The sequence below is a fragment of the Natrinema sp. LN54 genome (genome assembly GCF_052439245.1).
Lineage (GTDB): Archaea > Halobacteriota > Halobacteria > Halobacteriales > Natrialbaceae > Natrinema > Natrinema versiforme_A.
In genome coordinates, this window is sequence record NZ_JBQVRP010000002.1 from 500,956 (window position 1) to 519,400 (window position 18,445).

Here is an 18,445-nt window from a genome sequence, read left to right on the forward strand (position 1 = left end):
CGACGACCACCTAGGAGAACCCACGGACGATGACCGACTACTCCGACGAAGAGCAGCGAATTATCTCGTACCTCCGCGAGAGCACCGCCCGCGGCGAGCAGTACTTCCGGGCGAAAAACATCGCGGACGCGATCGGACTCTCGTCGAAACAGGTAGGCGCTCGACTTCCCCATCTCGCGGAGAAGACAGACGAAGTCGACATCGAGAAATGGGGTCGCGCTCGGTCGACGACGTGGCGCGTCACGATCAGTTGAGTCGGGTCGAACGGACCCCGGCCGGGGCCCGACTGCCACCGCTCGAACTGACGCCGGCGACCGCCCGCGGTCCACGGTCTTTTTATCCGACAATCGCACACATACGGGCATGACTGTACGGGTCGACCGGTCGTTCGACGTGTCGGCATCGCCCGAGCGGGTCTGGGAGTTCATCGCCGATCCGGCGAACCGCGCCCGGGCGATCAGCGTCGTCGAAGAGTACTCGGTGGACGATCCGGACGGACGACGGGTGACCTGGCACGTGCAACTCCCCATCCCCCTCGTCCGAAAGACCGTCACCGTAAACACCGAGGACGTCACCCGAAGACCGCCCGAATACGTCGAGTTCGTCGGGAAATCAAAGGTCCTCGAGGTCACCGGGACACACGAGATCGTCGAAACGGACGACGGTGCCCGCCTCGAGAACTCCTTCGTCGTCGACGGCAAGCTACCGGGCGTCGAGAAGTTCTTCAAGCGCAATCTCGACTCGGAACTCGAGAACCTCCAGCGCGCGCTCGAGCGGGACCTCCAGACGACACAGTAACGGTGGTGGAGGCCACGATAGGAGTATGACCGTCGATACGAACGCCGAGGCCGCCGGCGCCGACGCCGGCGACTCGCTCACACTCGCGCTCGCACAGATTCGGGTGGAGGCCGGCGAGGTCGAGGCGAACGTCGATCGAGCGTACGAGGCGGTGACGCGGGCCGCCGCTCGCGGGGCGGACCTGGTCGCGCTGCCGGAACTGTTCAATGTGGGCTACTTCGCGTTCGATCTCTACGCGCGCAACGCGGAACCCTTCGCGGGCGAGACGTTCACCCGGATCCGTGAGGCGGCCGCTGACCACGGGATCGCCGTCCTCGCGGGCAGCATCGTCGAGGATCTGGGGGAAACCGAGACCGTCGAAACGCCGGCCGACGACGGGCTGGCAAACACCGCCGCGCTGTTCGACGCCGACGGCGACCTCCGACTCGTCTATCGGAAACACCACCTATTCGGCTACGAGTCAGCGGAGTCGGAGCTGCTGGTCCCCGGCGAGCGACTCGAGACGGCGTCGATCGGCGGGCTGACCGTCGGCGTGACCACCTGTTATGACCTGCGGTTCCCGGAACTCTACCGGCGATTGGTCGACGACGGCGTCGAGTTGGTACTCGTCCCGAGCGCGTGGCCCTACCCGCGCATCGAACACTGGACGACGCTCTCGCGGGCCCGCGCCATCGAGAATCAGGCCTACGTCGCGACGGTAAACGGGGCCGGCGAGTTCGACGACGCCACCCTGTTGGGCCGCTCGAGCGTCTACGACCCGTGGGGGGTCTCGCTGGCCTCGAGCGGGGACGAGCCGGCGCTGGTCACGACCGAAATCGATTCCGGAACGGTCGCCGATGTCCGCGAGGAGTTCCCGGCGCTGCGGGATCGGCGACTGTGACCGTCACGGAATCGCACGCTGTGGCGGGGACCGACCGCTGACTTTTTATCTCGGCACGTTCTCAATACGGATGCCGGCATAGGCGCTTTTCACGTCTCACCGGCATTGCGCGTCGCTCCGGCCCGTCGCGCGCTCGGTTTCCCGGGAACCGAGCGTCACGCCCGCACCCGTCTCCTCGTCCCACCTTTCGCCGCGCTCTCGTTTCGATACCGTTCGACTTCGATCCGAGACTCTTGAGGTTCGTCTTCGCCCGTTCTCGCCCGTTTTCGCTCGAGTCAGACGGGGAAGCCGCCGTAGCGCAGATAGACCATATCGAGGATGAGGACGAGTTGGAAGAAGCCCTGCACGCCCCCGAGCATCGCGTTCTGTCGGCCGATCGCGGAAATGATCGACGGGTCGGGATCGGCCGAGCGCATCTCCTTGTACATGCGGAGTTCGCCGGGTAGCAGGAAGCCGAAACCCTGCACCGAGAGGATCGTGACGATTCCGAGCGCGACGGCGATCGCGGGATCGGTCATCGCGAACCCGTCGACGGTGACCGCGATCCACGCCAGCGAGCCGACCGTCGCGAGGGCGAACGGGACCTGCCAGCGCCGATCGCGCCACGCGTTCAGCCGCCAGCCCAACAACAGCAGGATCGGAATGAGGTTCGCCGCGGTAAACAGCGCCAGCCACGACTCGGCGTGGGGAAACATGCCGGTTCGTTGAGCCAGCGTGATGCCGCCGGCGATCGTGACGAACGCGAGCGACGGGAGGAGAAACGCCGTCTTGGGCGTGAGCCGCTGGAACACCGCCGCGCTCTGTTCGTCGTCGAGACCGCCGATGACCGGCCCGAGGACGGCACCGATGAAGACGTCGAACCCCGTCCACAGAATCCCCGCCATCACGTGGACGAAGGTGTGTTGCTGGATCGTCGCGACCGTTACCGCGTAGCCGAGTGCGGCGAGCGGAACCGCTACGACAGCGACCGCAAACGCCGGATTCGCTCGTTTCCCCATCCCCCTGATCGTTCCGCGAACCGTCGCCGACGACATGCGTGCCACCAGTCAGCAGAGGGACATAAGCACTGGTGCTCGAGCAACGACTACCGGAAGAAAACCATTCGCCAAAAGCGGTGGTAACAGCCGGCGAACGGCGTTAGAGACGGTCCGCCGTCACCGGTCACCGGTTATCGGTCCCGATCAACGGTTTCGCCGGGATGTGTAGTCGCGCCGCCCTCGAGTTTCAGGCCGGGCGTGAGACTCGTGTTGATGCCCGTCTTGGCCTCGTCACCGGCGACGACGCCGAACTTCCGGCGGCCGGTGGAGACGCGGTCGCCCTTGACGGTGAACTCGATATCGGCGTCGTCGTGGCGGAGGTTCGCGACGTTTGTTCCCGCGCCGAAATTGACGTTCCGGCCGAGGACGCTGTCGCCGACGTAGGAGAGGTGACTGACCGACGTGCCCCGCGAGAGGACGCTGTTTTTGATCTCGACCGAGTGCCCGACTTCCGCGTCCGGGCCGACCAGCGTCGCGCCGCGGACGTACGCGTTCGGTCCGATTTCGGCACCCTCACGAACGAGTGCCGGGCCCTCGATCACGACGCCGGGTTCGACCGTCGCGCCCTCCTCGACGACGACCCGCCCCTCGAGCGTGGCGTCCTCGCTCACGTCGCCGTCGATCCGGCGCTCGAGGTCGGCGAGTTTCCACTCGTTCGCCTCGAGTAACTCCCACGGCCGGCCCACGTCGAGCCAGCGCTCGAGGGTCACCGGCGTCACGTCGTACTCGTCGATCACGCGGGCGACCACGTCGGTGATCTCGTGTTCGCCGCGCTCGCTCGCCGGCACCTCGAGCCACTCGCGGGCCTCGGCTGGGAAGGCGTAGGCCCCGGCGTTGGCGAGATTCGTCGGCGGTTCGTCGGGTTTTTCGACGATTTCCGTGACGCGGTCCCCGCCGGGTTCGGTGCTGAGGACGCCGTAGTTGCTCGGCCGATCGACCTCGATCGCACAGATCGCCGGACAGGCGTCGAACAGCCGATCGATCGCGGCCTGATCGTAGAGGTTGTCGCCGTTGAGGACGGCGAAGGGCCCCTCGAGGTGGTCTCGAGCGGCGTTGACCGCGTCGGCGGTTCCGGCCTGTTCTTCCTGGACGGCGTAGGAGACGGGGACGCCCCGGTACTCCGGGCCGAAGTAGTCCCGGACCGTCTCGGCCTCGTAGCCGATCACGAGCACGATTTCGTCGGCTCCGGCCTCGATCGCCGCGTCGACGGTGTGGGCCGCAAGCGGTCGGTCGGCGACCGGGAGCATCGGCTTCGGCACCGATTCCGACAGCGGTCGCATTCGTGTTCCCTGCCCCGCCGCGAGAACGACTGCCTTCATGTACTCGCCCCTTCCACGAATCCCCGGATAAGCGATTCGTTCGCGAGTAGAAAATGAAAGACGAGCGTTCCGTTAATACTGCTGGGAAATCGAACGCCGCGTCGATGTGGCGGGACTCTACCTCGTGGGGCGTGTCGAGACAGCCTCGAGTACCTGCTCAGTCCTCGGATGTCTTGATGTCGGCCGACAGCCCCTGTGCCATCTCGATGTCCTCGGCGTTGTTCATCGTCCACGCGGTCCGCTCGGTGACGGCTTCGATGGCCTCGCGGGCGCTGGGGTAGCCGTTGCCCGATTTCTTGACGCCGCCGAAGGGGAGTTGGACCTCCGCGCCGATACACGGCAGGTTCGCGTACGCGAGCCCGATGTCCGCGCGGTCGCGGAAGTAGTTGATCTGGCGGTAGTCCTCCGAGATGATCGCCCCAGCGAGCCCGTAGGGGGTGTCGTTGTGGATCTCGACCGCGTCCTCGATATCGCCCGCGTACTCGATCAGGGCCACGTGCGGGCCGAAACACTCCTCGTTCAGACAGCGCAGGTCGGACTCGTAGTCGATCTCGTAGACGAACGGGCCGACCCAGTGACCACCGTCATGCCCGTCCGGAATCTCGCTCTCCTCGAGTTCGAACCGATCGACCAAGACGGTCGCGCCCTCCTCGCGGGCGAGGTCGTTGTGCCGGCTGATCTTCTCGACGTGGTCGGCCTCGATGGCCGGTCCCATGAACGTGTCCGCCTCGAGCGGGTCGCCGACTGCGATGTCCTCGGCGATGTCGACGAACCGCGCTTTGAACTCGTCGTAGACGTCCTCGTGGACGATCAGGCGCTCGCTCGAGACGCAGCGCTGGCCGGTGGTCTTGAACGAACTCATCACGGCGGAGTGGACGGCGATGTCCAGATCCGCCTCCTCGGTGACGACGATCCCGTTCTTGCCGCCCATCTCGCAGGCCGCGAGTTTGCCGGGTTCGCCGCCGACCTTGCCGGCGATCTCGTGGCCGACCTCCGCGGAGCCGGTAAAGAGCACGGTGTCGACGCGCTCGTCGTCCGTGATGGCCGCGCCGGCGTCGCCGAAGCCCTGTACCATGTTGAAGACGCCGTCGGGAATCCCGGCGTCGTCCATCATCTCGGCGATGATCTGGCCGCACCACGGCGTCTGCTCGGCGGGCTTCCAGACGACGGTGTTGCCCTCGACCAAGGCGATGGCCATGTGCCAGAACGGGATCGCGACCGGGAAGTTCCACGGCGTGATACAGCCGATGACGCCCCGCGGTTTCCGGCGCATGAACGAGTCCTTGCCCGCGACCTCCGACGGAACCACGTCGCCGTGGGGGTGGCGCGCGTTGCCCGCCGCCCACTCGACCATGTGCCACGCCTCGGTGACGTCTGCCTTCCCCTCGGAAATCTCCTTGCCACACTCCTTCGAGACGATCTCGCCCAGCTCCTCGTGGCGCTCCCGCAGCTCGTGATAGATGTCCCAGAGGTACTCCGCGCGGTCGATGTAGGACAGGGAGCGCCACTCCTCGAACGCGTCCTCGGCGGCCTCGAGGGCCGCGTCGACGTCGGCTTCGGTCCCGCGCTGGAAGGTCGCCAGCGTCTCCCCGGTGGCGGGATTCTCGCTCTCGAAGGTGTCCTCGTCCCCTTCAGTCCACTCGCCGCCGATGTAGTGGCCGTGTACCTGTTCGGTGAGTTGCTGGCTCATACTAGACCGGACGGCGGCAGCGGTGAAAATCCTGATGGTGGTTCACACGCCCCGAATCGGGTGGATGGTGCTCGACTCGAGGAAAGACAGTCACTGCTATGAACACGCTCGACGACAGCCGTGTGACCACTGTGGAGATTCGCTCTGTCTGCCGAGCAACGAAGAGATTCGGATTACGTGCTCAGTACAGGGAACGAATTTATCGTGGTACATTTAGTCATTACCAGTGATGGAATCGTCTCCACCAACTATCTGCCCACGTTGTGGGAAGCGTGAGACGTACTCAGCACACTATACGACGCCGGGATGGCGGATACAATTCTATGAATGCGATAATTGCGGCCGAAGATATGATCCGTACCGTGACGAGGAATACGGTATCGACTAATGGAAAGTTCGAACGCTCACTTATCGATCCTCTTCCGTCCCGCGGTCCTCGGTGACGGTCCGTTCACCCTCCGGCGGCGCGTCCTCTAAGTCCTCGTGGCGTTCGTCACCCGCCTCGGTCATCCCCTCCGTCGAGGGCTCGAGGCCCTCGCCGGTCCGACCCTCCTCGCTCGCGGCCGGCTCGTCGGGCGTTCCGGACGGCGGCCCCATCGTCCGCTGTTCGTCGCTGTCGTCTCGCGCGTCAGTGCTCTCGTCGCGCTCGATGACCGGATCAGTTCCCTCGTCCGACGCCGCGAGCGAGTCGCGCTCTCCCTCGAGTCGAATCGCGGTCCCGGTGACCTCGCCGACGGCCGCGGCGTCCATCGGGACGACGTTCGCCTCGTTCTCCCACTCGAGGATCGCCCGAAGCGTGTTTCGGGCGTCGTCGTTCACGTCGACGTAGGCCGTCTCGGGTTCGGTCATCTCGACGGTCCCGAGGACGTCGCCGCCGGCGGTTTCGACCCGTTTCCCGACATCGTCGTCGGTAAACGTTGCGCACATGCGCGACCATAGCGCCACCCCGCGAAAACCCGTGGTGCCTGCACTGGCCTGTGCTGTGGCCGCTGTTCCGATCGACCGCCGGTCGTCCTTCGGTCACTGCCCGCCCAGATCGGCCGCCTTCTCGAGTTCGCTCCGCAGGGTCGTCGAGTCGAACTCGTGATCGGGTCGGAGCCGGACGAAGTCGAGGAACTCCCGCGCGGAGAGCAATACGTCGGGGCCGTAGGCCGTCGCGGCCGCGTCGACGGCGTTCCGCGGCCCGATTCGGGGCTCGAGGACGGCCAGCGCACAGGCCAGATCGTAGGCCGTTGTCTCGTCGACGCGGTCGTCGTTGACGCTGGTGGCGTCGATGAAGTAGAACTCGCCGTCACAGAGGAGGATGTTCTCGGCCCGCAGGTCGCCGTGGGCGAGCCCGTGTTCGTGGACGGTCGCGAGCATCGCGAACAGTTCGGGCGCTCGTCCCGCGACGATATCGTCCGAGACGTCGTCGAGTGACCGGAAGTCGGGGAGGTACTCGAGGACGAGCACGCCGAGGCCGTTGACTTCGAATGCATCGATCGGTCGGGGCGCGTTGACGCCGATTTCCCGCATCCGTTCGGTCGCCGCGTACTCGTGTTCGACCATCTCGCGGGGCGTGTCGAAGCGGTCGAAAAAGCCCTCGCTCCCGGCGGAGAACGCGCCGACGTTGCGACCGGTCGTCAGCACCGCGTGGACCAGCGCGTTCTGCCGGGAGACGATCTTGACGAACCACTCGTCGTCGATGACGCAAGGCGTCGAGAGCCAGTTGTCGGCCTCGAGGAACTCGACGCGGACGCAGTCGCGGTCGTAGCGATCCGCCAGCGTGCGGACGACACGCTCGATGCGGCTCCACTCGACGGATCCTCGTGCGAGCCGGCGGATATCCATACTCGCACTGTCGGCGGTTGTGGTTAAATGTTCCTCGAAGTGTTGCCGGGGGAACGTGTCTGCCGTCGACCGACCGTTTGCTCGTCCCGTTCACTGACTGCCCATCAGAACAGTATTATTATCACTGCTGCGAAAGTATCGTCGAGTAATATGGACGCTATCGACGATCTCGGCGATGCGATCGATGTCACGCGAAACCGCTTGACACCGGTTCGGAAAGGAACGTGGCTCAAACTCGCGCTCGTCGTCTTTTTCGTGGGTTCGTTCGGGATCGGCGGGATGGGATTTCCCGGCAATTTCGGAGCGAGCACCGATGACCCGACGTTCGAGGGCGAACAGCCGACGGGATCCACGGACCTTCCCGTCGACGACGTGCTCTTCTGGGTGCTTGCTATCCTCGCGGTCGTCCTCGTGCTCTGGCTCACCCTCGAGTTCGTCGCCGCGGTCATGGAGTTCGTCTTTCTCGAGTCGCTTCGCTCGTCCGACGTGCGTCTCAGGCGCTACTTCTCGGCGAACCTCGGGAAGGGGCTGTGGCTGTTCCTCTTCCGACTCGGTCTCCAGATCCTGGTCGGCGCCCTCGCTGTCGTCCCGGCCGTAGCCATCATCCTCTCGATGGAATCCGGGCTCGACGGCGTTTCGGCCACCTTCCTCCTGCTCTACATCCTCTACGCGCTCGCGCTGGGGCTGATTTACACAATCGTGATGCGATTCACCACTGACTTCGTCACGCCGATCATGTTGCTCGAGGACCGCGGCGTGCTCGCCTCGTGGGGTCGGTTCCGGGCGACGCTACGAGCGAATTGGGCGGATTACGGCGTCTACCTGCTGCTGGTCTGGGTCCTCCAGCTCATCGTCGGTATCGCCGCCGGACTCGTCCTCGGACTCGGCGGGTTGATACTGGCGATTCCGTTCGCTATCGTCGCGATCCTGCTGTTCATCGCCCTCGATGCGATCGGCCTAGTACTGGCAATTCTGGTCGCCCTCGTCGGCCTCGTGCTGTTCGCGGTCTTCGCTCTCCTGTTTTACGTCCCGATTACGGCGTACTTCCGGTATTACGCATTGTTGCTCCTCGGCGATGCCGACGACGATCTCGATCTCATCCCCGACCGACGGGAGGCGGTCCGTAACGGCGGTCTCGGATCGGCCGGGCGGGACGACGCCGGGGGCGGAACCGAATCCGGTGGGTTCGAGTCCGACGACGGCTCCGGCTGGGGCGATTCCGATGGTCGGGATGGTTCGGACGGACGGGACGACTCGAGCGGCTGGGACGACTCCGGCGATTGGGACGACGAGCCGGACGACCGAGGTGGGTCGGACAGTCGCGACTGGCGGGACGACCGAGACGGCTCGAACGACCGCGACGAGGACGACGACGGCTGGCGGTAGAACTGTCTCCGACGGGTCGCGGGAGACGGCCATCGTCGTGCGATCGTGCGGATCGTCGGTGCGCTTATTTCGGGCGCTAGCAAGTGTCACGTATGGAGTTCGACCTGCCCGACGAACACCGGATGATCCGGGAGACCGTGAGGGACTTCTGCGAGCGGGAGATCGAGCCGATCGCCCAGGAGATCGAGGACGAGCACCGGTTCCCCGCCGAAATCTTCGACCAGCTCGCCGATCTCGATATGATGGGCGTCCCGATCGCCGAGGAGAACGGCGGGCTCGGCGGTGACACGCTCATGTACGCGCTGGTCGCCGAGGAACTCGGCCGTGTCTCCGGCGCGATCGGGCTCTCCTACGTCGCCCACACGTCGCTCGCGTCGAAACCCATCGAACTGTTCGGCTCCGAGGCCCAGAAAGAACGCTGGCTGCGCCCGCTCGCCGAGGGCGACTACGTCGGCGGCTGGGCGCTGACCGAACCCAGTAGCGGCTCCGACGCGTCGGACATGGACACGACCGCCCGGAAAGAGGGCGACGAGTGGGTCCTCGACGGCACCAAGCAGTTCATCACGAACGCCTCCGAGGCCGGTTCGATCCTCGTCAAAGCGGTCACGGACCCCGATGCCGGCTACGACGGGATCTCGACGTTCATCGTCGACCCGCGCGAGGACGACGGCTTCGAGGTGACGACGGTCTGGGACAAGATGGGGCTGAACGCCTCTCCGACCTGTGAAATCTCCCTCGAGAACGTGCGCCTGCCGGAGGACCGCCTACTCGGTGAGGAGGGCGAGGGCTGGGAACAGACGAAGAAGACCCTCGACGGTGGCCGCATCTCCATCGCCGCGCTCTCGACGGGGCTCGCACAGGGGGCCTACGAGCACGCCAAAGCCTACAGCAAGGAACGCGAGCAGTTCGGCCAGCCGATCTGCGAGTTCGACGCGGTTCGGGACACGATCGTCGACATGCACCGCAAGACGGAGCGAGCGCGACTGCTCACGCACAGAGCCGCGCGGACGTACGATCGGGGCGATCCCGTCACCCGAGAGTCCGCGCTCGCGAAACTCGACGCCAGCGAGGCGGCCCGCGAGGTGGCAGAGGACGCCGTCCAAGTGCTCGGGGGCTACGGCTACACCACCGATTTCGCGCCGCAACGGTTCTACCGCGACGCGAAGCTCATGGAGATCGGCGAGGGGACCAGCGAGATTCAACACGTGGTCATCGGCCGGGAATTGGGCCTGTAGACGGCTCCGGCGGCTGCGGGCTCGAGGCGGCGCGGCTGACGAACGCCGAGCGGCTCTCGCGGTCGACCCGGTCGCCGGACCGGCTTAATTGAGGATGCCGTCGTCGCCGTCGCTCTCGTTGCCGTCACTGCTGTTGGTCTCGTTTCCGCTCCCCGAGTCGTCACTGCTCTCGTTGCCGCCGTCGCCGTCGGAACCGGAATCTCCGCTCGAGGCGTCCTCGTCGACATCGGTAGTAACGGACTCCATGAGCGAGACGATGCGGTCTTCCTCTTGACCGCGGAGCCGTCGTGGGTAGACGCCGATGCTGACGAGCAGGTCCTCGCCTGCCTCGACGGCTTCGCTGACGTGGACGTCGACGTCGACGTCGGCACCGTCGAACTGGGCCTCGCCGGTGAACCGCGACCGCGTCGTCTCCTCCTCGAGGATCGAGACGGAGAACTCCTCGTCGGGGGAGACGTCGCCGAGCCCGTCGTAGTTGCTCGCGACGAGTTCCATGAGTTCGGTGGCGGACATCTCCTCGACGGGGTTGAACTCCCGGCCGAGCAGGGAGACCTGCGGCGTCGTCAGGACGATGAAGACGGCACCGCGCTGTCGGCCCAGCGGCCCCATATCCACTGCCTTCTCGTGGGTGGTCTTGTAGTTCGTGACGCTGATCTCCTCGGAGAGGGGCCCGACCTCCCGCTCGACGACGACCTCCTCGATACCGATCTGGTCGTAGCCGGTCGCCGATCGCGTGTCCGCCTCGACCCCGGCGGGCGAGGACTCGTGTTCGTCCATACCGATCAGTCCCAGACAGCCCGAGAGGCCGGCGAGGCCTGCAGCTCCAGCGCCAGCGAGTACGGTTCGTCGATTCATTTCCTGAGAAATGGCGGTTCAGTTGGTAAGTGTTTGTTGGAACGACGACCGTCTGTCAATACGAAAGGAAATCGGCCGCGCCCGCACGAACCGATGGTTCTGGGCCGCGGACGACCGGTCCCCGAATCAGGGCCAGCTCCCGGCTTCCGCGAAGGCGTCGGCGACCCGCTGGACCGCGACGACGTAGGCCGCAGTTCGGGGGTTCTCGAGGTCGTGTTCCTCGTAGGTCTCGACGAGGGCGTCGAAGGCGTCGACGATGACCGTCTCGAGTTCGTCGTTGACCCGCTCTTCGGCCCAGTAGAAGCGCTGGCGGTTCTGGACCCACTCGAAGTACGAGACCGTGACGCCGCCCGCGTTCGCGAGGATGTCCGGAATGACGAAGACGTCTTTCTCCTCGAGCACGTCGTCGGCCGCGGGGGTCAGCGGCCCGTTCGCGGCTTCGGAAATGACGTCCGCCTCGACGTCCTCGGCGAGGTCGGCGTCGATCGCGTTCTCGAGCGCGGCCGGGATCAGCAGGTCGACGTCGAGGGTGAGGACTTCGTCGTTGGTGAGTTCCGCTTCGCTTTCCTCGTAGCCGACGACGCTGCCGGTCTCGTTCTTGTAGTCCTTGGCCGCGACCGGATCGAACCCGTCCGGGTTGTAGATACCGCCGCTCGAGTCGCTGGCCGCGACGACGGTCGCGCCCATCTCGTCGATCAGTTTGGCGGCGATCCAGCCGGCGTTGCCGTAGCCCTGCACGGCGACGGTCGCGCCCTCGAGATCCTTGTCGAGGTAGTCGAAGGCCTCGCGCGCGGCGATGACGGTCGAGCGACCGGTGGCCTCGACGCGGCCCTCGCTCCCGCCGGAGTCGAGTGCCTTGCCCGTGATGACGCCCGGCTCGGTCGTGTTCTCGAGGGTCTCGTAGGTGTCTTTGATCCAGTTCATCTCCCGCTGGCCCGTGTTCACGTCGGGTGCGGGAACGTCCCGGTCCTCACCGATCAGCGGGCGGAGTTCTTTCGCGAACGAGCGGGTAAGTCGCTCGAGTTCCGCTTCGGAGTAGTCGTCCGGATCGACCGCGATCCCGCCTTTGCCGCCGCCGAGCGGGATGTCGACGATCGCGGTTTTGTACGTCATCCAGCCCGAGAGCGCCTTGACCTCGTCGCGGGAGACCTGCGGGTGATAGCGGATGCCGCCCTTGTAGGGACCGCGGTCGCCGTTGAACTGCGAGCGGAAGGCCGTGAATCGCTCGAGGTCGCCGTCGTCGCGTTCGATCGTGAGATTGGTCTCGAGCACTCGCTCGGGGTGTTTGAGCCGCTCGATCACATCGTCGCCGATGTCGAGGTACGCCGCAGCGTCGTCGATCTGCGACTGCAGGCTTTCGAACGGGTTGGTATCATCGCTCATACGCAGTGGGTTCCGGCGACCGAGGGATAAGCGTAGCGAATATCTATCATGGAATGGGCCACTCGTCCAGTTTGATCCTTGAAAGTACCTTTTATATTGATCGTTCGGTCAGACCTCCTCGGCGGCTTCTGCCCGCTCAATGATCCGTTCGGCGCGGGCGATCAGCGGCGCGTCGATCATCTCGCCGTCGACCGCGAAGACGCCACGCCCCTCGGCGTCGGCCTCGCGTTTGGCCTCGAGGACGCGGGTCGCCCACTCGCGGTCCGCCGCCGAGGGCGTAAACGCCTCGTTGATCGGTTCGACCTGCGCGGGGTGGATCGCCAGTTTGCCGTCGTACCCCAACTGGATCGCGAAGTCGACGTCCTCGCGCAATGCGTCTTCGTCCTCGAAGTCGGAGACGATGGTGTCGATCGCGGTGCACTCGTTGGCCGCCGCCGCGAGCACGACGCGTTCCCGCGCGTAGAGTACTTCGATACCCTCTGCGGTCCGGGTCGCCCCGATGTCCGCCGAGAGGTCTTCCGCGCCGAACACCAGCGCGTCGGTCGCGGCCACGGCCGCGATTTCGGCTGCCGCGAGGACGCCGGCGGCGCTCTCGATCAGCGCGAAGACGGGCAACATCGTCTCGTACGTACCGAGTTCGTCGACGAGCGCGTGGACGTCGTCGGCCGAGCCGACCTTCGGGAGCATGACGCTATCGAGCCGGAGTTCCGTGCCGTCTCCCAGTAGGGCATCGAGGTCGTCCCTGAGCGTCGATTCCGCCGCGTTGACTCGAACGCAGACCTCACACTCGGGATCGAAGTCGGGATCGGTCAGCACATCCCGAACGGCCTCGCGGGCCTCTGGTTTTCGCTGGGGGGAGACGGCGTCCTCGAGGTCGAAGACGATCACGTCCGCTCCGGACTCGGGCGCTTTCCGGCACATTTCGGGTCGGTCACCGGGCGTGAACAGGACGCTTCTGCGAACCATGTCCTCATCTCGGTCGTCCAGGGTCAAAGGCGTCGGTGTGGCGGCGCGTTTCGACGCGTCGACGACCGCTCGAGTATTCGATTCGAGGAGCACACTCGAGTGGGAACCCGACCGGGGCTGCGACCGTCGAACGGATCATAGACGGTCTCACGCGGACAGTGACCCGTTCGGTGACGGACACCCCTCGTGCAGAGTGAAAGGCGCGTCGACACGTGGGGGTGGTTCGTGACCGAAGCGATGGCCGGTGCTGCTCGGTGCGCAAATCGTTCCCACCCCTCGTGCAGAGTGAAACCCCCGACTGCGGTTGCGATGTTTTCACTCTGCACGAGGGGCACTCCGGCGGCGAAGCGACGGTGATGGGGCCCACACCCCCCGTTCAGAGTGAAAACGGGTCCGAGCGGGGGCGGGGTGTCGACGACTGCCGGCGATTCCGAACCATTCCTGCGGGCTTCTGTTCGATCAATGGCCAATCTGAGACGGGAATCTGCCGATAGAGTGGCTCGAGCGGCAAATCGTGGCTCGTGTCTCGATCTTCTGAAAGTCGGCAGTCGTGCTGTAGACGCAGCGGGAGCCACCCGGCGAGAAGACACAAAAGATATACGGTATGACAGGAACGAAACCATATGCCTGCGATCGCACTCGGATTTGTCGTCTATCTCGGTCTCCAAGGGAACATCGCACGGTTCGTCTACCGCGAAGCCGCGGTTCACAACCGCCGTTCTCCGCTGCTTATCGCGATCGTCGCGTTCGTCTGCAGTATCGTCGCCGTCTTTCTCGTGGACAGCGTCCTTTTGGTCCTGCTGGTCCAAGCGATCGCGATCGCGCTGTATCGCCTCGGGGCCGCTCGAAACCGATCTGCGACGCCGCCGTAACGAGCACAGCGGTCTCCATCCGACCGGTCTCGTCTCTCATCTCCACCGGCTCGCATTTTCAGTCTGAACGAGGGGTGTGGACCGCTCACGATGCGAGTTCAGTCTGCATCCGGCTGAGAAGGCTGATTGCACCATATTCGGATTATACTGCTGTTATCACGTCTCTATTCTATGTTTATCAGTCTGAACCACCTTCCATAGATTTATAACGACAGTCTTCCAGAACGGAAACATGGCTGAGCAGACGGGTGGGGACCCGCTCTTCGAATCTCACGACCCCATCTTTAATCGGAAGGAACTCCTCCACGTCGGTCACGTCCCCGATGAGGACCGCATCGTCGGGCGCGACGACGAGATCCAGTCCGTCGCGGCCGAGGTCGGTGCGATCACGCGCGGCGACCCGCCGAACAACGTGATGCTCTACGGCAAGACGGGAACCGGTAAGAGTCTCATCTCCCGGCACGTCGCGACTCGAGCCCAAGACGCCGCCCGGAGCAACGATATCGATTGTGGCGTGCTCTACGTCGACTGCTCCGAGGCGAACACGGAAACCCGAACGACGCGCCAGTTGGCGCTCAGTTTGAAAGACCAGACCGACTACCAACAGAACATCCCGCTTCGGGGGGTCGGAACGATGGAGTACTACCAGCACATCTGGCGCATTCTCGAGGCGTGTTTCGACGCGGTCATCGTCATCTTAGACGAGATCGACAAACTGGACAACAGCAACATTCTGATGCAGCTCTCCCGCGCTCGCGAAGCCCGGAAAACCGACGCGTACATCGGCGTGATCGGGATCAGCAACAAGGTCCAGTATCGGGAGACCCTCGACGAACGGATCGACAGCAGTTTCGGCCACCGCGAACTGTTCTTCCATCCCTACGACGCCTCCCAACTCCGGGAGATCATGCGCAATCGCGAGGACGCCTTCCAGCCCGACGTGCTCGAGGGCGGCACGATCGAACTCTGTGCGGCCCTCGCCGCGAAGAAACACGGGGACGCGCGCAAGGCGATCGAGATCCTCAAGGAAGCCGGCGAACTCGCCCGTCGAACCGGCAGCGAGACGGTCTCGGAGGATCACATCCAGCAGGCACAGGAGGTCGCCGAGATCAACCGTATCGAAGAACTCACCAGCGGTGCGACCGTCCACGCGAAACTCGCGCTGTACGCGCTCGCGAGCCGCATCATTACAGGCGATCGGGAGACCTACAAGACCCGAGAGGTCTACGAGCGCTACGTCGGAATCTGCGAACTGGTTGCCAACGATCCGATCACCGAGAACGGACTCTACCGCCAACTCAAGGAACAGGCGTTCCTCGGCGTTATCGAGTCCGAAAAGACCGGCGGCGGCCGGTCGCAGGGCAGTTACCTCCTCCATCGCCTCGTCACCGATCCGAAACACATCGTCAAGGCCGTCCGCCGCGATTCCTCGCTCGAGGAACTGCCGACGTACGATCACCTCCGCGAGCGGGACTCGTCGACGGCGGACCGCGACGTCGACCTCGAGTCGTTTTCGTAGGACAACCGCTGGGTCGGGATCCCGTTCGTGCCGACCTAGTCACCATCAACTACTCTCTCACTGTCCTCTCACCGACTACCCACTTGCTCACCGGTTACCTACTCGCTCACCGACTACCCACACACTCACCTCCAACTTCCCACACCCACCCCGCCCGCTCGAGACGGTTTTCAGTCTGAACGAGGGGTGGGGGACCCTCGTTGCGATCTGGACACCGCTCGCATCGCCCGTCGAAAAGAGTCGGACTCCGTGTTACACTGCTTCGGCGAGGTCGGACCGGCGTCGCGATCGGCGGTCGACGACCGAGCCGCAGTCGGTACAGACGAGCAACCGCTCGCCGTCGGCCGTCGCGGTCTCCCAGTCGCCGGTGATCGGACTCTCGTGGCCACAGTCCGGACAGAAGAGGACGGTCTTTCGCTGCGCTGGCGGCGGGTGTGAATCGTCGTGTTGGGTCTGCGTTGACATTGCCGTTTCTAGGAATTCGAGGAGTATAGGGGTTGTGTGGTACGAACGACCGTGACGGTCCGACTCGTCCTTTAGTTGGCAGCCCTGCGTACTAAGCGGTTCGTCGTGGTCGGTTCCCGCGTGTCCATCGAGAGTACGAATCCGGCGACGGGAGACGTGGTCGACAGTTTCGACGAGACATCGACCGAAGAGCGAGACGAACACCTAGCGCGGGCGAACGAGACCTTCGAGGAGTGGCGCGACACGCCGATCCAGGCCCGCCAGCGGCTCCTCTCGAGGGCGGCCGACGTCCTCCGGGACAACGAGGACGAGTACGCCGAACTGATGACCGAGGAGATGGGGAAACCCATCGGACAGGCCCACGACGAGGTCGAGAAGTGCGCGTGGGTCTGTGACTACTACGCCGAACACGCCGCCGAACACCTACAGGACGAGGTCGTCGCGAGCGACGAGAGCGCCCGCACGGTCGTCGCCTACCAGCCGCTCGGCCCGGTGCTCGCCATCATGCCGTGGAACTTCCCGTTCTGGCAGGTGTTCCGCTTCGCCGCCCCCAACCTCGCCGCGGGCAACGTCGGCCTGCTGAAACACGCCTCGAACGTCCCCGGCTGTGCGCGGGCCATCGAGGACGTTTTCGAACAGGCGGGGTTCCCGGAGGGTGCCTTCACCTCGCTGCTGATCAGTTCCAGCGAGATCGACGAGGTGATCGAGGACGACCGCATTCGAGCCGTCACCATCACCGGCAGCGACGGGGCAGGCCGAGCGGTTGCCGAAACGGCCGGCAGCCAGCTCAAGAAGAACGTCCTCGAGTTAGGCGGGAGCGACCCCTTCGTCGTGCTCGAGGACGCGCCGATGGAGCAGACGGTCGAGACGGCGGTACAGGCCCGACTCATCAACAACGGCCAGTCCTGTATTGCGGCCAAGCGGTTCATCGTGGTCGAGGATGTCTACGACGAGTTCGTCGATCGGTTCACCGAGGCGATGGACGAGCAGGTCGTCGGCGATCCGATGGACGACGACACCGATATCGGCCCGCAGGCCCGCGACGACCTGATGGACGACCTCCACGAGCAGGTCGAGGAGACGGTCGATCAGGGCGGCGAGATCGAACTCGGCGGCGAGCCGATGGACCGCGACGGCGCGTTCTACCCGCCGACGGTACTCACGGACGTCCCGGAAAACGCGCCCGCGGATCAGGAGGAACTGTTCGGCCCGGTCGCGACGGTCTTCCGGGTCCCGGACGAGGCCGCCGCGATCGAGAAGGCCAACGACACCCGCTTCGGCCTCGGCGCGAGCGTCTGGACAGAGGACCTCGAGCGCGGCGAACGAGTCGCCCGCCAGTTCGAGTCCGGGATGGCCTTCGTCAACGAACTCGTCAAGTCCGACCCGCGCCTGCCCTTCGGCGGCGTGAAGGACTCGGGCTACGGCCGCGAACTCTCTCGACACGGTATCCGGGAGTTCGTGAACACCAAGACCATCTGGGTCCAGCAGGACGCCGGTGAGGAGACCGATATGGTCGAGTGACGGACACGAGGCGGTTATCGGAGCGGAAGGCCGGTGACCGACTGAGCCGAAATCGAAACCGGTGCCGGGACTCGAGCGGCGGGGACAGGCGACCGTTCGTCCCGCTTCTGTCTCGAGCCCGGGACGACGCCACGCTTTTGTAGGATCTGCGTGATTTCGAACGCATGACGGGACTGTACTACGAGGAGTTTTCGGTCGGCGAGACCATCGACCACGAGCGCCGGCGGACGATCTCCGAGAGCGACAACCAGCGCTTCTGTGATATGACGATGAACCAGCAACCGCTCCACCTCGACGCCGAGTTCGCGGCCGATACCGAGTTCGGCCAGCGGGTGGTCAACGGGCTCTACACGATGTCGCTGGCCGTCGGGGTCTCGATTCCGGAGACGACCGACGGGACGATCGTCGCGAACCTCTCATACGACGACGTCGAGCACCCGAACCCGGTCTTCCACGGCGATACGATCCGCGCCCGGTCGACGGTCACGGACAAGCGCGAGACCAGCGACGGCGAGCGCGGGATCGTCACCATGCACGTCGAGGCGTTCAAAGCGAACGATCCGGACGAACCGCTCGTCTGCGAGTTCGACAGGACTGTGCTCTCGCTGAAACGGGAGCATGCGACCAGCGACCACACAGACGCTGGAAACGCGGGCGACGAGCACGCGAACGGTGAGGGTGCGTGATCG

The 18,445-nt window shown here is 64.9% G+C and carries 18 protein-coding genes; 9 read left to right on the top strand and 9 right to left on the bottom strand.

Translation table 11 applies throughout. The annotated features are described in order from the left end of the window. Positions 1 to 29 precede the first annotated feature (29 nt). The 3 genes from ACT4ML_RS07725 (at position 30) to ACT4ML_RS07735 (ending at position 1,678) form a co-directional block, all read left to right on the top strand. A complete protein-coding gene (locus tag ACT4ML_RS07725) occupies positions 30 to 254 on the top strand; it encodes a DUF7123 family protein (protein ID WP_444720336.1) in 225 nt (74 codons plus the stop codon). 109 nt (positions 255 to 363) lie between these two features. Further along, complete coding sequence (locus ACT4ML_RS07730) at positions 364 to 798, top strand: SRPBCC family protein (RefSeq protein WP_138245778.1); 435 nt, start codon at positions 364 to 366, stop codon at positions 796 to 798. 25 nt (positions 799 to 823) lie between these two features. Continuing rightward, positions 824 to 1,678, top strand: a complete 855-nt coding sequence (locus ACT4ML_RS07735; RefSeq protein WP_444720337.1) for a carbon-nitrogen family hydrolase — start codon at positions 824 to 826, stop codon at positions 1,676 to 1,678. Between the two features lie 275 nt (positions 1,679 to 1,953). Here the strand turns inward: ACT4ML_RS07735 and ACT4ML_RS07740 are convergent, their stop codons facing one another. The 5 genes from ACT4ML_RS07740 to ACT4ML_RS07760 form a co-directional block, all read right to left on the bottom strand. Then, on the bottom strand, positions 1,954 to 2,676 hold the full coding sequence (locus ACT4ML_RS07740; protein ID WP_444720609.1) for a hypothetical protein: 723 nt from the start codon (positions 2,674 to 2,676) through the stop codon (positions 1,954 to 1,956). 170 nt (positions 2,677 to 2,846) lie between these two features. After that, positions 2,847 to 4,034, bottom strand: a complete 1,188-nt coding sequence (gene glmU / locus ACT4ML_RS07745) for a bifunctional sugar-1-phosphate nucleotidylyltransferase/acetyltransferase (protein ID WP_444720338.1) — start codon at positions 4,032 to 4,034, stop codon at positions 2,847 to 2,849. Between the two features lie 157 nt (positions 4,035 to 4,191). Beyond that, positions 4,192 to 5,724, bottom strand: a complete 1,533-nt coding sequence (locus tag ACT4ML_RS07750) for an aldehyde dehydrogenase family protein (protein ID WP_444720339.1) — start codon at positions 5,722 to 5,724, stop codon at positions 4,192 to 4,194. 408 nt (positions 5,725 to 6,132) lie between these two features. After that, a complete protein-coding gene (locus tag ACT4ML_RS07755; protein WP_444720340.1) occupies positions 6,133 to 6,651 on the bottom strand; it encodes a hypothetical protein in 519 nt (172 codons plus the stop codon). 93 nt (positions 6,652 to 6,744) lie between these two features. Next, positions 6,745 to 7,554, bottom strand: a complete 810-nt coding sequence (locus ACT4ML_RS07760) for an RIO1 family regulatory kinase/ATPase domain-containing protein (RefSeq protein ID WP_444720341.1) — start codon at positions 7,552 to 7,554, stop codon at positions 6,745 to 6,747. A gap of 150 nt (positions 7,555 to 7,704) precedes the next feature. On the opposite strand from ACT4ML_RS07760, the gene ACT4ML_RS07765 reads away from it, so the two are divergent. After that, complete coding sequence (locus ACT4ML_RS07765; RefSeq protein ID WP_444720342.1) at positions 7,705 to 8,940, top strand: DUF7544 domain-containing protein; 1,236 nt, start codon at positions 7,705 to 7,707, stop codon at positions 8,938 to 8,940. Between the two features lie 92 nt (positions 8,941 to 9,032). Beyond that, a complete protein-coding gene (locus tag ACT4ML_RS07770) occupies positions 9,033 to 10,175 on the top strand; it encodes an acyl-CoA dehydrogenase family protein (RefSeq protein ID WP_444720343.1) in 1,143 nt (380 codons plus the stop codon). Between the two features lie 84 nt (positions 10,176 to 10,259). Here ACT4ML_RS07770 and ACT4ML_RS07775 read toward each other — a convergent pair whose 3' ends face one another. The 3 genes from ACT4ML_RS07775 to ACT4ML_RS07785 all read right to left on the bottom strand — a co-directional run bounded on the left by ACT4ML_RS07775 (position 10,260) and on the right by ACT4ML_RS07785 (position 13,379). Next, positions 10,260 to 11,030, bottom strand: coding sequence for a DUF6517 family protein (locus ACT4ML_RS07775; RefSeq protein ID WP_444720344.1), 771 nt, complete (start codon positions 11,028 to 11,030; stop codon positions 10,260 to 10,262). Positions 11,031 to 11,156: 126 nt separating this feature from the next. After that, on the bottom strand, positions 11,157 to 12,413 hold the full coding sequence (locus ACT4ML_RS07780; RefSeq protein ID WP_444720345.1) for a Glu/Leu/Phe/Val family dehydrogenase: 1,257 nt from the start codon (positions 12,411 to 12,413) through the stop codon (positions 11,157 to 11,159). Between the two features lie 108 nt (positions 12,414 to 12,521). After that, positions 12,522 to 13,379, bottom strand: a complete 858-nt coding sequence (locus ACT4ML_RS07785) for an HpcH/HpaI aldolase/citrate lyase family protein (protein WP_444720346.1) — start codon at positions 13,377 to 13,379, stop codon at positions 12,522 to 12,524. Between the two features lie 623 nt (positions 13,380 to 14,002). Between ACT4ML_RS07785 and ACT4ML_RS07790 the strand changes: the two genes are divergently transcribed. Both ACT4ML_RS07790 and ACT4ML_RS07795 read left to right on the top strand, forming a co-directional pair. Then, positions 14,003 to 14,251 carry a sporulation control protein gene (locus ACT4ML_RS07790; RefSeq protein ID WP_444720347.1) on the top strand — a complete coding sequence of 83 codons (249 nt, stop codon included), beginning with the start codon at positions 14,003 to 14,005 and terminating at the stop codon, positions 14,249 to 14,251. A 232-nt stretch (positions 14,252 to 14,483) separates the two neighbouring features. Continuing rightward, on the top strand, positions 14,484 to 15,770 hold the full coding sequence (locus tag ACT4ML_RS07795; protein ID WP_138245767.1) for a Cdc6/Cdc18 family protein: 1,287 nt from the start codon (positions 14,484 to 14,486) through the stop codon (positions 15,768 to 15,770). A gap of 252 nt (positions 15,771 to 16,022) precedes the next feature. Here ACT4ML_RS07795 and ACT4ML_RS07800 read toward each other — a convergent pair whose 3' ends face one another. Then, on the bottom strand, positions 16,023 to 16,235 hold the full coding sequence (locus tag ACT4ML_RS07800; protein WP_138245766.1) for a hypothetical protein: 213 nt from the start codon (positions 16,233 to 16,235) through the stop codon (positions 16,023 to 16,025). Positions 16,236 to 16,355: 120 nt separating this feature from the next. Between ACT4ML_RS07800 and ACT4ML_RS07805 the strand changes: the two genes are divergently transcribed. Both ACT4ML_RS07805 and ACT4ML_RS07810 read left to right on the top strand, forming a co-directional pair. Then, the gene (locus ACT4ML_RS07805; protein WP_444720348.1) at positions 16,356 to 17,756 is read left to right on the top strand and encodes an NAD-dependent succinate-semialdehyde dehydrogenase; all 1,401 of its coding nucleotides are present in this window, start codon (positions 16,356 to 16,358) and stop codon (positions 17,754 to 17,756) included. Positions 17,757 to 17,920: 164 nt separating this feature from the next. Next, complete coding sequence (locus tag ACT4ML_RS07810; protein ID WP_444720349.1) at positions 17,921 to 18,442, top strand: MaoC family dehydratase; 522 nt, start codon at positions 17,921 to 17,923, stop codon at positions 18,440 to 18,442. Positions 18,443 to 18,445 lie beyond the last annotated feature (3 nt).

Coding starts and splice junctions, on each gene's coding strand:
- ACT4ML_RS07725 (WP_444720336.1), top strand. CDS start 30: ATGACCGACTACTCCGACGAAGAGCAGCGAATTATCTCGTACCTCCGC.
- ACT4ML_RS07730 (WP_138245778.1), top strand. CDS start 364: ATGACTGTACGGGTCGACCGGTCGTTCGACGTGTCGGCATCGCCCGAG.
- ACT4ML_RS07735 (WP_444720337.1), top strand. CDS start 824: ATGACCGTCGATACGAACGCCGAGGCCGCCGGCGCCGACGCCGGCGAC.
- ACT4ML_RS07740 (WP_444720609.1), bottom strand. CDS start 2,676: ATGGGGAAACGAGCGAATCCGGCGTTTGCGGTCGCTGTCGTAGCGGTT.
- glmU (WP_444720338.1), bottom strand. CDS start 4,034: ATGAAGGCAGTCGTTCTCGCGGCGGGGCAGGGAACACGAATGCGACCG.
- ACT4ML_RS07750 (WP_444720339.1), bottom strand. CDS start 5,724: ATGAGCCAGCAACTCACCGAACAGGTACACGGCCACTACATCGGCGGC.
- ACT4ML_RS07755 (WP_444720340.1), bottom strand. CDS start 6,651: ATGTGCGCAACGTTTACCGACGACGATGTCGGGAAACGGGTCGAAACC.
- ACT4ML_RS07760 (WP_444720341.1), bottom strand. CDS start 7,554: ATGGATATCCGCCGGCTCGCACGAGGATCCGTCGAGTGGAGCCGCATC.
- ACT4ML_RS07765 (WP_444720342.1), top strand. CDS start 7,705: ATGGACGCTATCGACGATCTCGGCGATGCGATCGATGTCACGCGAAAC.
- ACT4ML_RS07770 (WP_444720343.1), top strand. CDS start 9,033: ATGGAGTTCGACCTGCCCGACGAACACCGGATGATCCGGGAGACCGTG.
- ACT4ML_RS07775 (WP_444720344.1), bottom strand. CDS start 11,030: ATGAATCGACGAACCGTACTCGCTGGCGCTGGAGCTGCAGGCCTCGCC.
- ACT4ML_RS07780 (WP_444720345.1), bottom strand. CDS start 12,413: ATGAGCGATGATACCAACCCGTTCGAAAGCCTGCAGTCGCAGATCGAC.
- ACT4ML_RS07785 (WP_444720346.1), bottom strand. CDS start 13,379: ATGGTTCGCAGAAGCGTCCTGTTCACGCCCGGTGACCGACCCGAAATG.
- ACT4ML_RS07790 (WP_444720347.1), top strand. CDS start 14,003: ATGCCTGCGATCGCACTCGGATTTGTCGTCTATCTCGGTCTCCAAGGG.
- ACT4ML_RS07795 (WP_138245767.1), top strand. CDS start 14,484: ATGGCTGAGCAGACGGGTGGGGACCCGCTCTTCGAATCTCACGACCCC.
- ACT4ML_RS07800 (WP_138245766.1), bottom strand. CDS start 16,235: ATGTCAACGCAGACCCAACACGACGATTCACACCCGCCGCCAGCGCAG.
- ACT4ML_RS07810 (WP_444720349.1), top strand. CDS start 17,921: ATGACGGGACTGTACTACGAGGAGTTTTCGGTCGGCGAGACCATCGAC.